The following is a 13,794-nucleotide window of genomic DNA, read 5'->3' on the forward strand; positions in this document are numbered from 1 at the left end:
TAAGGGGAGGGTGGGGTACCAGCGTTAGAACCATCCCTTAACGGGTATGACAACCATGATACCCCATCTCTTTGGAAGGAGGGCTCCAGGTCACATCGCCACCCAGCCACCATCGACGCTTAACACCACGCCTGTGCAGTAGCTTGCCCCGGGAGAAGCGAGAAACAGGGTGGCAGCCTTCAATTCATCATCGCCACCAAAACGGCCCATGGGGATGTACTCTAACATGAGTTGCTCGCTCTTGTCCAACGTCCCCTGGGTCATTTTGGTAGGAAACCATCCAGGGGCAAGCGCGTTAACGGTGATGTTGTACTTGGCCCACTTGACTGCCAGATCCTTAGTCAGGCCAGCGATGGCCGCTTTACTGGCTTGATACGCCACCGCGTCCATAATTTCAGCCTTGGCGCCTACAAATGCTGCCAGGGAAGCCAGATTAATTATTCTTCCATACATTTGCTTGGCCATGATTTGACCTGCTTTCTGGCACATAAGCCACGAACCGGTCACATTTGTATTAATGACCTTGTTCCAACCATCGATCGGGTAATCCAAGGATGGGGCCCCCCACGTGGCTCCAGAATTATTTACCAAAATATCCACTCGCCCGAATTCTTTCATGACCTGCTCATAAAGAAGATCAATTTCTTCGGCCTTACTAACGTCACACCGGGCCGGCATCACCTTGACCCCTAGTTCCTTTTCCATCCGTTGGGCTGCTTCTTCACAGCGGTCGAGCTTGCGGGCAGCTATGACTAGGTTGGCCCCGGCCTCTCCCAGCGCGTAGGCCATTTGAACTCCTATCCCTGCCGCTCCTCCGGTAACAATAGCCACCTGACCGGACAGGTCAAACAACTCCTTGACGTTTCTCATTCGGTTACCCCCCTTCATTACGACATATAGCGCTTAATACTCATAGAATCCCTTGCCGGTTTTTACGCCCAGCAAGCCGGCCAGGACTCTCTTCTTTAGCAGAGGATGCGGTTTGTATTTAGGGCCAAAATCTCGTTCCATAGTCTCCATGCCATGCATCGCAATTTCGGCTCCCACCAAGTCCAGCAGCTTACAGGGACCCATCGGGTGACCCGCACACAGTTGCATAGCTTTATCAATTTCTTCAGGTTTGTTGCCTTCTTCCATCAGCTTTACGGCCTCGTTCATGAGTACGTCTAGCAACCGGCTGACGATGAAGCCTGCGTAGTCTACAGCAATAGCTGGTTCTTTCCCAATCTTCTTGATGTATTCCAGAGTGGTTTCCATGGTTTCATCTGACGTGAGCTGCCCGCGAATGATCTCTACACCCTTCATAAGAGGCACCGGATTCATAAAATGAATGCCTATAACCTTGTCTCCTCGCTTGGTTACGCTGGCAATCTCCGTGATAGGCAGAGCAGACGTATTGGTGCCAAGGATAGCCTCGGGTTTGCACAGCTTTTCGAATTCTTGGAACATTTTCTGCTTGAGTTCAAGATTCTCAAATACGCACTCGATAATCAGTTCAGCATCTCGGCAGGCTTCCTCAAGCACCGTGGTAAACGTGATGCGCTCCATGGCGGCCTTCATGTCAGCCTCACTCAATTTCCCTTTGCTAACCAATTTCCCCAAGCTCTTCTCAATAGTACTCTTGGCTTTGTCAAGGGCAGTGCTGTAGATGTCCTGCAGGACCACGTCGTAGCCAGCTACAGCGCTTACTTGCGCTATTCCGCTACCCATAGCACCAGCACCGATGACGCCGATGTTCTTCACTTCCATAGTCAGTCTCCTTTCTCAACTTATTTGTCCTTGAATGCGGGTTCGCGTCGCTCTATAAACGCGGACATGCCTTCAGTGTGGTCGTCCGTACCAAAGCACTCAGCAAAACATTCGATCTCAAACTGCAGCGCCTTGTCCAAATCCATACTAAAGCCATGATTAAAGGCAACCTTTGCTAACATCAAAACGGGCATGGACTTGCTGGCGATTTTAGCTGCTAGCCCCAAAGCTTCCGACATTAATGCTTCTGCTGGTACGACTTTGTTGACAAGACCTATCTCATAAGCTCGTTGCGCGTCAATTATCCCTCCGGAATACACGAGTTCTTTGGCTCTTCCCAGCCCGACTAACCGCGCCAACCTCTGCGTGCCACCACCACCAGGAATTATCCCTAGATTGATTTCCGGTTGACCGAACTTGGCATTCGAAGAAGCAATTCTTATATCGCATGCCATGGCTACCTCGCAGCCCCCACCTAACGCAAAGCCATTAACGGCCGCGATAACTGGCTTGGGAAAAGTCTCAATTTTCCCTTGTGTTCGGTTAGCCAGCATGGCGAACTCTCTGGCCTCCAACACTGAACACTCTTTCATCTCGGTAATGTCTGAGCCGGCCGCAAAAGCCTTTTGTCCTTCGCCGGTTAGGACAACCACTCTAGCGCGAGGGTTGTCCCTCAGTTCGTCGAACACTTTGCCAAGTTCTGTGAAGACCTCGCGGTTAAGGGCATTCAGAGCATGCGGCCGATTAATAGTTACGATTGCTATACCCTGGTCATCAATGCTACACTTAACAGACTTTTGCTTGTCCTCCATCTACACGACTCACCTCCTTTCTCGGCATCATTAGGGCTTCACCATCCATGACAATGACGCCATCCTGGTTTTGGCACCAAGTTCTCAAGCGAACTTTATTCCTTTGAGCATCCTTTTCTATCACCTCCACCATCGCGGTGATAGTGTCTCCAACGTATACAGGTTTGGTAAACTTTATAGACTGTTGCACATAAATGGACCCCGGCCCCGGCAACTGGGTACCCAGGACATTGGAGATTAAACCTAACCCGAGAACGCCGTGGGCTATGGGTTTCCGAAATGGGGTCTCCGCGGCGAATTCACGGTTGACATGTACCGGGTTCATGTCACCCGTGATACCAGCAAAAAGGTAAACGTCAGTCTCACTCACTGTCTTGCTGAACGCAGCCTTTTCCCCAACCTGTATCTCGTCCATCGTTTTGCCGCCCAACCCTCTCGGCCCCCTTTCTGATGTTATAAACAAATCGTCGCTTTTGGTTTGTGCAAGAAGCGTGCCAATCGTTACTTATGTTTAACACCAAACCGCATACTGTGTATCGTCTCCGCGCGCAAAAGTCTAATCTTATGAATGTGTTTCTTTCTGATACATAGTGATTGTGTCAACATGTTTCATCTGTCCGCCATGTTAATGAGCCGCATTTTACCCAAATAGCTACTGTATATAGCAACGTTTTGGAACCCTGTGCGCGCATACTCTTTTCCGCAAGTACCTGTCCAATTGTCAAGGTGACTATATCTAATGCAAGGTCCTTGCCAGTCCCATCCCGCGCGTCAAGGTACGTACTTTACGGGGCTGTCAATACTTGGCGGATAGAGATGTCTCAAAGCGACACAGTCGGGCATTGTCAACTATGGCCCGTAATGCCACAAAGCGGGCGATTCCTTGCTAAACTCAGAAAAAGAATTGGTTAAATAAAAAAGCCGTCTTCGTTCCTCGAAGACGGCATCTCGATCCACCTGAAAACAAATCTGTTAATGTACGATAAGTACGGGACAAGAAGCTAATTGCAGAACCCGGTTGCTGACACTTCCTAGTAATAACCCACCTAGACCTCCCACACCGCGTCTACCCATAACGATCAATTCGTAATTGCCCTTCTCTGCCGTATCACAGATCACCTGAGCGGGATCCCCCATCCCAACCTCAATAGTAGTCTGTACGTCTTCCGATTCTACCTCTTTACGGGCCTTGTCAAGGATAAGTTGCCCAACTTTGCTCCACTCATCTATCAAATAATCGGGAATCTCAGGCGGCAACATAGACCCCGTAAAGTCAACACCTGAGTAATCGAAAGCAGGTGGGCGGACAACATGTAGCAAATGTATCTCACCGCCGTTCTTACTCGCGATATCGATCGCAGCGCGTGCCGCCTTAACTGATTGTTCCGAGCCATCAATGGCTACCAATATCTTTTTGAACATAGACAATCGCCCCTCCTTTAGTTTCGGAATATTTTTCATTGCCAGCTAAATCACGCTATATACACACCCCCTTCTATTTCACAATATTACCCGTCAGTATCTACCGCACGGATACGATCGACCTCTACTCCGGGAGGAAAAGCTGACCTAGCCAGGAAAACCCGGTATAACGTAGCGTTTGTAATTTATGCAGACACTCTTCTTAGAAATAGTCCTGGCTTATACAGTCCTGCATGCAATTCTCTTGCCATACGTCGGTCTTTCTCTTAACCTCTGTTCGAAACACCATTTTAAAAGTATGCAAACCCGCCTGCGTCCCACAACAGTACACCTAATATCGTCTATTTGTGTCCTAGCACGGGACACTCCATTAACAACGCGGCACGCATGCGTGCAAGTATTTTATAGCCGTTTGGCAATATCTAGTAACCCATTGGTGGTTGCTTCAATCTCCTGGAGGGATGAGGACAGCTCTTCGGTGGAAGCCGCCTGGCGAGCAGTAGAATCACCGGCTTTAATAGCCGCGGTAATCATATCTTTTACCTGTTCCTCAACATTAACCAGGGTATGATTAATGTCTTGGGTGAGATGCCTGACGCCGTCCGCCAGCTTTCGTATTTCCTCTGCGACAACGCCAAATCCCCGTCCCTGTTCTCCGGCGCGAGCAGCCTCTATAAGCGCATTAATTCCAAGAAGTTTCGTCTCTTGCGAGATTTCTCCAACGCGCTTTAATAATGTCTTGATCTCATTGACCGCGTCACTTACCCGGTTAGCTAGATTCGAAATGTTCTGAGATTGCACCGCGACCTCTTCAGCGCCTGAAGCCACCTCCTGTGAGGCGAGGTTTAACTGCTCGATAGAGGCATACAGCGTCTCGGAAATATTGACTATGGCTACCTGGTTCTTGAGGCTCCGGGACTGTCCAAGTACACCTACAGGCTCGTACGGGTTGTCCGGGTCGAACAAGGGTACCGCAATTACATTTGCCTCAACCCCATAAACCTCACGTGGAACAAATCTGCTCACCGCTCTCTTGCTTCGCAAGGCCTCGAGTGCCGCTCCGCCTTCCTGAAGAGGATCCCCAACTCCGAAGAATTCTCCAGGTGAATCTTCCCCCTTGACCATTCCGACAAATTTTTCGGTATTGGTAACCCATATGCAGATGCCTGTTGTACAAAAAGGCCTGAGTTGTTCAAGCTTATTGCAAAAGTCTTCCACTATTGAGGTCACTGGCATTTCACCCTCCTTCAAACTCGTTCCCATGTTCTTGCTCTTAACAGACGCGAGGTTATCCTGCCGACCCAGCCTCCCCCGTCTCCTGCTTTCTTCCGAGCAGGTTCAGTATTCTTTTTCTTGGAGATTCGTAGGTCAGGCTATTAGTGACCTTAAGAAAAGTATCACCATCTACCCGGTGCTTGAGCGCCAGCGGAACCATGTCGATCACATCACTGATGGTAACCTGCTTCCGTTTGTGCAGTACACTGTACAGAATGGCCCCTTGCTGGATAGCTTCGACAGCCCGCAGGCTCTCCAGGTTGTGCTTGACATACATCCGGGCGATAAAGTCGCGGAGATAGTCCGGCATCTCCGCCACCTCGTACATCCTGGCCATCTCAACTATCTTCTTACGGTACTCGGCGTTAGCCGAGTTTACTTCTTCGGCATCCACTCCCGTCTTGGTCTTCCGGGTACTCAACAGCATTTGCGCGACTACTTCCACCGACCCCGCTCTTCCCATGTAGTAGACCATGTCAAATCGGTCCGATAGCTGCCTCCGCACCTCTTCCAGGGGCCCCGGTTCCTCGTCAGGGTTGGAAGCCGCCCACACCGATACCGTGATGGGAATTTCTACTACTGGGAGGCCCGCTTCCTCGATCTGTAGCCTGCCCGGCTTGTTACCCATTACGTCCAGCAGGATATCGGTTATCTCCGGTGAAGTGTCAGCTAACCGGTTTATCTCGTCAATGAAAAGTATCCCTCTGTGCGCCTGCGGTATGATGCCGGGCAAAAGAGCCGCCTGCGGTTTGACCTGGTCGGTTATCTTCGCCAAGTCGATACTCCCCGCTACCGTCCCCACTTTGGCGGAATGCGATATCTCCAAAAAAGGCATTGGTATTTCCTCTATCCCAAGAGACTGTATCTCTTCCGTTCCCAGGTGCCTGTGTACTGGACAGTGCGGATTCTCCGGGTCACAGTTATATATACAGTCCTTAATCCTTCTAATCTTCGGTAATATGTCCCGGGCCGCCCGCATTATCGTGGTTTTCCCTGCTCCCCGCACTCCTTCGGCATGCAGGTGAAAAGCTTCCCCGCAGTAGGTAGATATGATAGACATCTCAACCAGGTCAAATAGCATCCGGTTCCCTTCGTGCCTGGCAAGTTTAAAATACGATTTCATAACATCACTCCGTTCCTATCAACCTGGTGCCCCATTTATAGATACGGGACTATTATGTATATAAGCGCTACAACGAGAGCACCCAACAACAGGTAGATGCTCAGTCGAAGGATATCCACTGAATATCTCAGTATTCCGTCAAGGTCGTGTATGGTTACCTCTCTCTCCTCTTGCCCATCGTCACCAATCTCCCAGTCATCGTGCACAATCTCTTCAGATGTAATCTTCTTTACCGCCGTCCCGTCCCAAATTTTCCAGTCCTTCATACGTGCCACCTCCTCTGCTGGCATTCGGCCATGTACGCTGCAATTTTGTGCGTTCAGCGATCACTTCTTCCAACGGTTAAGCAATATACGTGCCAATGGTCACCCGAAGAACTGGCAAAGAAAGTCTAAACTTAGCGTATTTCACTTTTGGCTACTAATACTTCATGCCCATTTGTCGGAACGCGTGTGTCACACGTGGACACTTGTACTAGAGTCTCTCTGTCCCATTTCAGGCCATATTGTTTCTGCAAGCTGGTGGGCATACTGGACCGTCTCGAAGATAGCGCATGTACATTCCTATCTCGAAACGTGCCATAACAGGGGAGTTTGGCACGATTTTTGCTGAAGATTACCCTATGTGTGGAATGTAAAGGGGGAATAGCTAACTTATTCGATCGGGTTTCTAGCAGACCCCTCGAAGTGCGCAGCGATTCGCCATAATCAACAGGGCTTTAGCCCCCTTTTCCCACTATCCTGTCTTAGTCCCGGGAGGAACAGCAGCATGACCGTAAAGCAAAAAGCGTACACCGCCAACCAAAAGGTGGACCTCATACTCCAATTTTTGAGCTCAGGAAAAAGCCTTTCCGAGTTCTGTGCCCAACAGCAAATAAAGCAGGATGAATTCCGGACGTGGAAAAAGCAGTTTTTCCAAGCCGGGCGCGACTCCCTGCGCTACGGGATAAGCTTCAGCACTTACAGGAAGCGTATTCAGGAGTTGGAGGAAAAAATCGAGCGTTTGGAACTGGACAATATAATCCTCCAGGCCACTATACGTTTTCTGAGAGAACGCGGCTAGCAACGGTCCTGAGCAAGCCAAACTTGCCCTGGAAAATAGCAACACAAGTAGCGTGGTTCTCAATCCACAGCTTCACCATGATTTGCAACGTTTCATCGTAACGTCGCTCGCCAAGTTTTTCCAGTTCTACCCAATAGTCATCTTTAATCTTACGACAATAGAGGGGTAGTACCCCTCTATTGTTCTTAATCTAAGTTACGGCTGTTAATATCCCGCCCTTTACAGGCAGCGTTCTGCCCACAGCAGCTCCGCTTGGTTTGCCCACTTGGACGCATACTCATCCAGACCGTTGGCTAGTTCCTCGACATCAACCGGCAGTACTTGTGTTGAACTCGCCTGGCTTTCTTTGACACACTCCACCAAACTGCGTGGATTATCGATCAGAGGACAGGGACGAAGATGGTTGGAATTAAACGGTTGTCTCCGCTGATAGGCTAAGAAGAGGGGATTCCCGAGTGCCTCCCTTATATTCGTATTTCTGACGTTACAGCAGGAATAGTGTATAAAGGCGCACGGTTCCACATCCCCCGCTGCATTAATGTGAAAATACCTCCGTCCACCGGCGATGCACCCGTTTACAGTCTCCCCATCGTTCCAAAAGTCAGCCAGGAAAATAGGCTTTGACTGCCGCAACTCCTTAATACGCTTGTATGCGTACCCCCGCTGCTCCGGGGTTGCCATGAAATCCAGGTCTGAGTTGGCCCCCACTGGAACGTACGTAAAAAACCAGCCAAAACGGAATCCTTTGTCGATGAGCATATCGATGAAGCTGTCAGAGGTTACTTCTTCGACGTTATGGCGATGATAAGTGGTAGAAAAACCAAAAATTAGTCCATGCTCCTTCAAAATGTCGGCCGCTCGCATGATTTTGGAAAATGTTCCTTTTCCCCGCCGCAGGTCATTGGTCTTTTCAAACCCATCGATGCTGATGGCAAAGGTTAGATTCGCGACGTCCACACATTCCCTGGCGAATTGTTCATCAATGAGAGTCCCGTTGGTAAATAGAAGGATTATTCAGTAGAATGAATTTTTGGTATCATTTCAATTAACTTGCCGAACCCTCCAAAAAAATTCTACAACCGCTGATGGTCAGGGAGCGAAATACGTGAAGCACAGAAAAAAGGCCTGCACTTTTCGGTGCAAGCCGCTATTACAAGCGTCCTCATTGCCGACTGTACTCTTTCAAGTGCCCGGCTGCCTCGCGCCGGCGGCAGGTCTCACACAGTTCGTAGTTGGGTGTCTTCCACCCCAATTTGCCTTTAAGATAATCTGACTGCTCCTTCGTTCCCACTACTCTCCCGCATTCCTTACACCGCACCAGCTCAAAATCCCGGTGCCAGATAGTGCGGGTGTCCAACGTTTCCCGAACCTCGATGGCTCCTGTAGGGCAAACCTGGGCACAGGCCGCACAGCCGATGCAGTCGGCTGAAGCCTCGTCGTAAGGAGTCCCGATGCGCTTGCTGGTACCACGAAACACGGCGGATATGGCGCTAGCCCCCATTTTCTCGCAGGCTTTGACGCACAGCCGGCACAGAATGCAGCGTTCTCCCTCATTAGGCTCGAGCAAGTTGGCCTCGCACCCGTACTCAACATACATTTTCTGCATGATTTCGCTGGCGGGAGCCTCTTTATAGAGGAGCATGACGATATTCTGCCTGATCTTTTCCACAACCGGGGTCCTGGTCTTGACCTCTACTTCCTCGTTGATGGGATAGGTACAGGACGCAACCAGTTTCACCTCGGCTCCTTTTCTTACTTCGACCAAGCACATCCGGCAGTGCCCCTGACCTCCGAAAGCTTCATGGTAGCAAAGGGTCGGGATGTTGATCCCTGCTCTTCGGGCAGCGTTTAGCAGTATCTCTCCTGGCTGGACTTCGAGTTCTATGCCGTCAATCTTAACCCTCATATCCCTACCCCCTTACCTCACCTTGACTGCCTGGAACTTACAGTTGTTTATGCACTCGCCGCACTTGATGCACCGGTCCTGGTCGATAACGTGTACTTCCTTGATCTCACCGGAAATGGCATCAGCCGGGCAATTCTTCTTGCAGAGCCCGCAACCGGTACAAAGGGAAGCGTCGATGTAAAACTCGGTCATGGATCGGCAGACCCCGGCCGGGCAACGTTTTTCTACGATATGCGCCACATACTCATCCCTAAAATACCTCAGTGTAGACAAAACCGGGTTAGGAGCAGTTTTCCCTAGCCCGCACAAAGAAGCGACCTGTAATGTCTCACCTAGGCTGGACAGAATTTCCAGGTCCTCGGGGTGGCCCTGAGCGTTGCAGATTCTCGTCAAAATCTCCAGCATGCGTCTAATCCCTTCTCGACAAGGCACGCACTTGCCGCAAGATTCACCGGCCAGAAAATTCAGGTAATACCTCGCTACCTCCACCATACAGGTCCGGTCGTCCATGACAATCATGCCCCCGGATCCCATCATGGAACCGACGCTGGTCAGTGAATCGAAGTCCACCGGAAGGTCGATGAGGCTGGCGGGGATGCACCCTCCCGATGGTCCTCCGGTTTGTACCGCTTTGAACTGGCGGCCGTTGGGTATACCCCCGCCAATATCGAAAATTATCTCGCGCAAGGTCGTCCCCATGGGCACCTCAACCAAGCCGGTGTTGTAAACCTTGCCTACCAAGGAAAAAACCTTCGTCCCTTTGCTCGTCGCCGTCCCTACCCTAGCCCACTCGTCGGCTCCCCGGTTAATTATTACCGGCACGTTTGCCCAGCTCTCAACGTTGTTGATGACTGTAGGCTGCCCCCATAGACCCTTTTCCGTCGGATAAACGTATTTGTCCCGGGGCTCCCCAACATTCCCCTCGATGGAAGCGAGGAGCGCCGTTTCCTCGCCACAGACGAAGGCCCCACCGCCCCGAACTATTTCGATGTCAAAAGAAAACCCGCTCCCCAGAATGTTGTCTCCCAGATAACCGCTCCTGCGCGCGTCTTCGATGGCACGTCCTAGGTTGACCACCGCCAGGTCGTACTCGTCTCGCACGTAGATAAAACCGGCCGCGGCCCCTACCGCGTAAGCACCGATGATCATGCCCTCGATAACGCTGTGCGGATCTCCTTCCATTATACTGCGGTCCATGAAAGCACCGGGGTCGCCTTCGTCCCCGTTACATACCACATATCGCGGTTCTGCCGCCTGTGAAGCGCAGGCTTTCCACTTAAGACCGGTTGGGAAACCCGCTCCCCCCCGCCCGCGCAAGCCCGAGCGCTGAACCTCGTCGATGACCTGCTCCGGACTCATGCTTTTCAACACTTTTGCCAAAGCCTGGTACCCGTCTCGGGCAATGTAGTCCTGGATATTCGCCGGATCTATCTCCCCGATATTACGAAGAGCCACTTTAAGTTGCTTGGTATAAAAGCTGATCTCCCGGTGAGATTTGAAGTACTTCTTGGTCTTAGGATCCCGGTAAAGAAGCTTCTTCACCACTTCCCCTTTTTTCAGCGTTTTATCCACTATGGCTGGAACGTCACTTGCCTTGACGTTACAGTAAGTTATATCATCGGGCACTATTTTCACCAGAGGACCTTTTTCGCACCAGCCGTTACATCCTGTAGCCTTGGTATAGGTGCGGACTTGAAACTCGCCTCCTTCAGTCTCCAACTGCTTCTGCAACGCCCGGAAGACGTCCATGCTGCCGTTGGCCAAGCACCCGGTCCCGCAACAAACCAAGACTGTCCTGATGTTTGGTTCAAGCATCGCTCGTTGGTCCATCGGCAAGCCCTCCATACTGCTTTATGATTTCCCTCATTGCCGCCGGAGTCACTTTGGGATGTACTTTTTGATTGGCTACCAGCACCGGCGCCAAGGCACATGCCCCCAAGCAGTTGACGGTTTCCAGCGAAAACTGGCCATCTGGTGTGGTTTCCCCAGGCCTGATACCTATACACTTGTGGATTTCATCTAGTATCACCTGGGATGACTTGATGTGACAAGCAGTGCCGTCACACATCCTGAAATGAACCCGCCCCCTGGGCACCAAGCTGAAAGCCTTGTAAAAAGTAGCCATGCTGTAAACCAGGCTTACAGGTGCACCGACGTAAGCCGCAGCTATTTCCAGGGCCTCTTTGGGCAGGTAGTTAAACCTCTTTTGAATATCCTGCATAATAGGAAGAATATACCTCTTTTCGGCCGGGTATTTATCGATGATAGGCTGAACGTCACCGCGGATCCCTTCGCGCGTCTCTTCTCCCATGTTTGCTTCATCCCCCCAGTCCCACAAAAGTATTGCCATCTAGCCCCCGGCCAGCCGGGGGAAGATGGCAATAGTGTCATCCTCATTTACAACAGCTTTTGACCCGCCTAAGTGTTCTACCGCATGACCATTTATCATTACCATTACATCGCGGCTTAACTGACCATCGGGAAACACCTTTTCTTTAAACGCGGAACCGTACCTCGCTCCGAGTTCCCGTAAAACCCCCTCTAGATCAGCTGGTCCGTGGACCTCGGTTTCAGTACAACCTGTTACTTTACGCAGAGTAGCAAAAAACAGCACCTTCATAAGCGTCACTGCTTCTTTCTAGGCTAACCCTAACTGCTCCAGCTTGGCCGGAGTCGGCACCCCGTTTTCGTCCCATCCCCGGAGTTCGTAATATTCTTTAAGCATGTCTTCGAGCCTTACCACCTGTCCAGCATGAGGACCACCTTTCATCGGCTCTTCCAGGAGTCGTTTGGGCAAAACATCGTCTTTCCCAGTAAACCCGGCCTTGAGGTTGAACAGCCGTTCCAGGTTCCATATGCGCTCTCCTGCAAGTAATACAGATTCCTCCGTGTAATCAACCCCGGTTGCAGCTCGCATCTCGGCTGTCAGTTCCGGAATCCCTATGGCAAAGGTAGCAAACAAACAGGTACCGGATGAATCGCACACAGCCGTTATATCTTGAAAAGCCTTGGTCCAAGCAGCTTTGCCTTCGGTGGTATCTGGGTCCAGCTTCTCCGGAATACCCAACACCTCCACCGAAGTCATATACCCGCGCACATGGCAGCCGCCGCGGTTGGAGGTAGCGTAGTTCAATCCGATCCCCTGCAAGGCCCGTGGATCGTAGGCAGGCAGTTCCTGTTTCTTCACGGTCATCGAAAACTCAGGATGACCAAAAGACTCAGCCAAACGGTAGGAGCCTTCAGCCAACTGGTTGCCAAACCCTTGCCTTAAAGCCGTCTTTTCCGCCAGGTCTACGACCGCGTCCATGTTACCCCAGACCAGATCCCAGCCCACCGTACCTGCGTCCAGATAACCTTTTTCGTACAGTTCCATAGCGCAGGCGATGGTACCGCCAAAGGTGATAGGATCCATCCCCATTTCATTACATAGGAAATTGATTTTAGCTATCGCTTCAAAATTGTCATTTCCAAGGTTAGAGCCCAAAGCCCAGGTAGCTTCGTACTCAGGCCCTTCCCCGAACCCTTTGAACTTTCCAGCCGGCACCTTAGTCACCCGCCCGCAACCCATGTTGCAGCCAAAACAGCCTTTGTTACGGACTAGATACCGTTCGGCATGATACTCTCCGGATATCTTCTCCGCATAATCACAAGTGGCAGCCTGGCTGAAATTCTGAACCGGCAAGCCGCCGTGCTGGTTCAGGATATTGATCAAAACATTTGTCCCATAAAGAGCCAGCCCTTGTCCGGTAACCGGGTGCTGGGCGAGCATCTGCCTGGCCTTGTCGATAGCCTGCTTAAAACTATCCGGATCCGCTACTCTTACTCCTCTGGTCCCGCGCACGGCAACAGCTTTCAGGTTCTTGGAACCCATCACCGCCCCAACACCTGAACGGCCCGCTGCCCGAGAATACTCGTTAATCACACCAGCGAACTTGACCAGGTTCTCTCCAGCCGGACCAATACAAGCCACTTTCGCCTCTTCGTCCGTTTCTCCTTTAATGAGGTCGGTGGCCTCGGACACGGTTTTTCCCCAGAGCCTGTCTGCCCTGCGTAATTCAACTTTCTCGTTCTCAATCCATAAATACACGGGATAAGGAGATTTGCCTTCAAAGATGATGCCGTCATACCCGGCAAACTTGAGTTCCGGTCCCCAGAATCCTCCGGAATTAGAAGCGGCAATAGCTCCAGTAAGGGGGCCTTTACAGATGACGTTGTACCTGCCAGCTGACGCAGCGGCGGTACCGGTAAGAGGACCGGTCATAAAGATGAGCTTGTTCTCGGGAGCGAGGGGATCAACCAACGGGTCTACCTCACGAACAAAGTACCTGGTGCCCAACCCGCGCGCCCCTATAAAATCTTGGGCGTCCTTTCTCGATAAAGCTTCCTTCTGGATGGTTCCATCGGTCAAATTAACCCGCAGGATTTGTCCAGTCCAACCGTACATA

General features: G+C 51.1%; 15 protein-coding genes. 1 reads left to right on the forward strand and 14 read right to left on the reverse strand.

Annotation, left to right across the window (positions count from 1 at the left end):
• Nucleotides 1-90 precede the first annotated feature (90 nt).
• From SLIP_RS10335 to SLIP_RS10370, 8 genes are all read right to left on the reverse strand, one after another.
• Entirely contained in the window at nt 91-870 is a 780-nt protein-coding gene (locus tag SLIP_RS10335; RefSeq protein ID WP_013176236.1) for an SDR family oxidoreductase, read from the reverse strand.
• Between the two features lie 33 nt (nt 871-903).
• Nucleotides 904-1,749 (reverse strand): 3-hydroxyacyl-CoA dehydrogenase family protein, encoded by an 846-nt coding sequence (locus tag SLIP_RS10340; protein ID WP_013176237.1) that lies wholly within the window; start codon nt 1,747-1,749, stop codon nt 904-906.
• A gap of 20 nt (nt 1,750-1,769) precedes the next feature.
• The gene (locus SLIP_RS10345) at nt 1,770-2,561 is read right to left on the reverse strand and encodes an enoyl-CoA hydratase-related protein (protein ID WP_013176238.1); all 792 of its coding nucleotides are present in this window, start codon (nt 2,559-2,561) and stop codon (nt 1,770-1,772) included.
• On the reverse strand, nt 2,536-2,991 hold the full coding sequence (locus SLIP_RS10350; protein WP_041433017.1) for a MaoC family dehydratase: 456 nt from the start codon (nt 2,989-2,991) through the stop codon (nt 2,536-2,538). Before SLIP_RS10350 ends, SLIP_RS10345 begins: the two co-directional genes overlap by 26 nt.
• A 542-nt stretch (nt 2,992-3,533) precedes the next feature.
• On the reverse strand, nt 3,534-3,983 hold the full coding sequence (locus SLIP_RS10355) for a universal stress protein (RefSeq protein ID WP_013176240.1): 450 nt from the start codon (nt 3,981-3,983) through the stop codon (nt 3,534-3,536).
• Between the two features lie 402 nt (nt 3,984-4,385).
• Entirely contained in the window at nt 4,386-5,219 is an 834-nt protein-coding gene (locus tag SLIP_RS10360; protein WP_013176241.1) for a methyl-accepting chemotaxis protein, read from the reverse strand.
• A 52-nt stretch (nt 5,220-5,271) separates the two neighbouring features.
• Nucleotides 5,272-6,381 (reverse strand): magnesium chelatase ATPase subunit I, encoded by a 1,110-nt coding sequence (locus SLIP_RS10365; protein ID WP_013176242.1) that lies wholly within the window; start codon nt 6,379-6,381, stop codon nt 5,272-5,274.
• A gap of 35 nt (nt 6,382-6,416) precedes the next feature.
• Nucleotides 6,417-6,647: a hypothetical protein gene (locus tag SLIP_RS10370; protein ID WP_013176243.1), complete on the reverse strand. Its 231-nt coding sequence runs from the start codon at nt 6,645-6,647 to the stop codon at nt 6,417-6,419.
• A 502-nt stretch (nt 6,648-7,149) separates the two neighbouring features.
• Here SLIP_RS10370 and SLIP_RS10375 point away from each other — a divergent pair.
• Nucleotides 7,150-7,443 (forward strand): transposase, encoded by a 294-nt coding sequence (locus SLIP_RS10375; protein ID WP_013176244.1) that lies wholly within the window; start codon nt 7,150-7,152, stop codon nt 7,441-7,443.
• A gap of 219 nt (nt 7,444-7,662) precedes the next feature.
• Here SLIP_RS10375 and SLIP_RS10380 read toward each other — a convergent pair whose 3' ends face one another.
• From SLIP_RS10380 to SLIP_RS10405, 6 genes are all read right to left on the reverse strand, one after another.
• Nucleotides 7,663-8,457, reverse strand: coding sequence for a radical SAM protein (locus tag SLIP_RS10380; RefSeq protein ID WP_341271059.1), 795 nt, complete (start codon nt 8,455-8,457; stop codon nt 7,663-7,665).
• A 148-nt stretch (nt 8,458-8,605) separates the two neighbouring features.
• On the reverse strand, nt 8,606-9,349 hold the full coding sequence (locus SLIP_RS10385) for a 2Fe-2S iron-sulfur cluster-binding protein (RefSeq protein ID WP_013176245.1): 744 nt from the start codon (nt 9,347-9,349) through the stop codon (nt 8,606-8,608).
• Between the two features lie 12 nt (nt 9,350-9,361).
• A complete protein-coding gene (locus SLIP_RS10390; protein WP_013176246.1) occupies nt 9,362-11,179 on the reverse strand; it encodes an NADH-quinone oxidoreductase subunit NuoF in 1,818 nt (605 codons plus the stop codon).
• Nucleotides 11,157-11,699, reverse strand: a complete 543-nt coding sequence (locus tag SLIP_RS10395) for an NADH-quinone oxidoreductase subunit NuoE family protein (RefSeq protein WP_013176247.1) — start codon at nt 11,697-11,699, stop codon at nt 11,157-11,159. The genes SLIP_RS10390 and SLIP_RS10395 overlap by 23 nt, the downstream gene beginning before the upstream one ends.
• Nucleotides 11,700-11,969, reverse strand: a complete 270-nt coding sequence (locus SLIP_RS10400; RefSeq protein WP_013176248.1) for a MoaD family protein — start codon at nt 11,967-11,969, stop codon at nt 11,700-11,702.
• Nucleotides 11,970-11,987: 18 nt separating this feature from the next.
• Complete coding sequence (locus SLIP_RS10405) at nt 11,988-13,793, reverse strand: aldehyde ferredoxin oxidoreductase family protein (RefSeq protein WP_013176249.1); 1,806 nt, start codon at nt 13,791-13,793, stop codon at nt 11,988-11,990.
• Nucleotide 13,794: the final 1 nt, after the last annotated feature.

It is taken from the genome of Syntrophothermus lipocalidus DSM 12680 (genome assembly GCF_000092405.1).
Taxonomy (GTDB): domain Bacteria; phylum Bacillota; class Syntrophomonadia; order Syntrophomonadales; family Syntrophothermaceae; genus Syntrophothermus; species Syntrophothermus lipocalidus.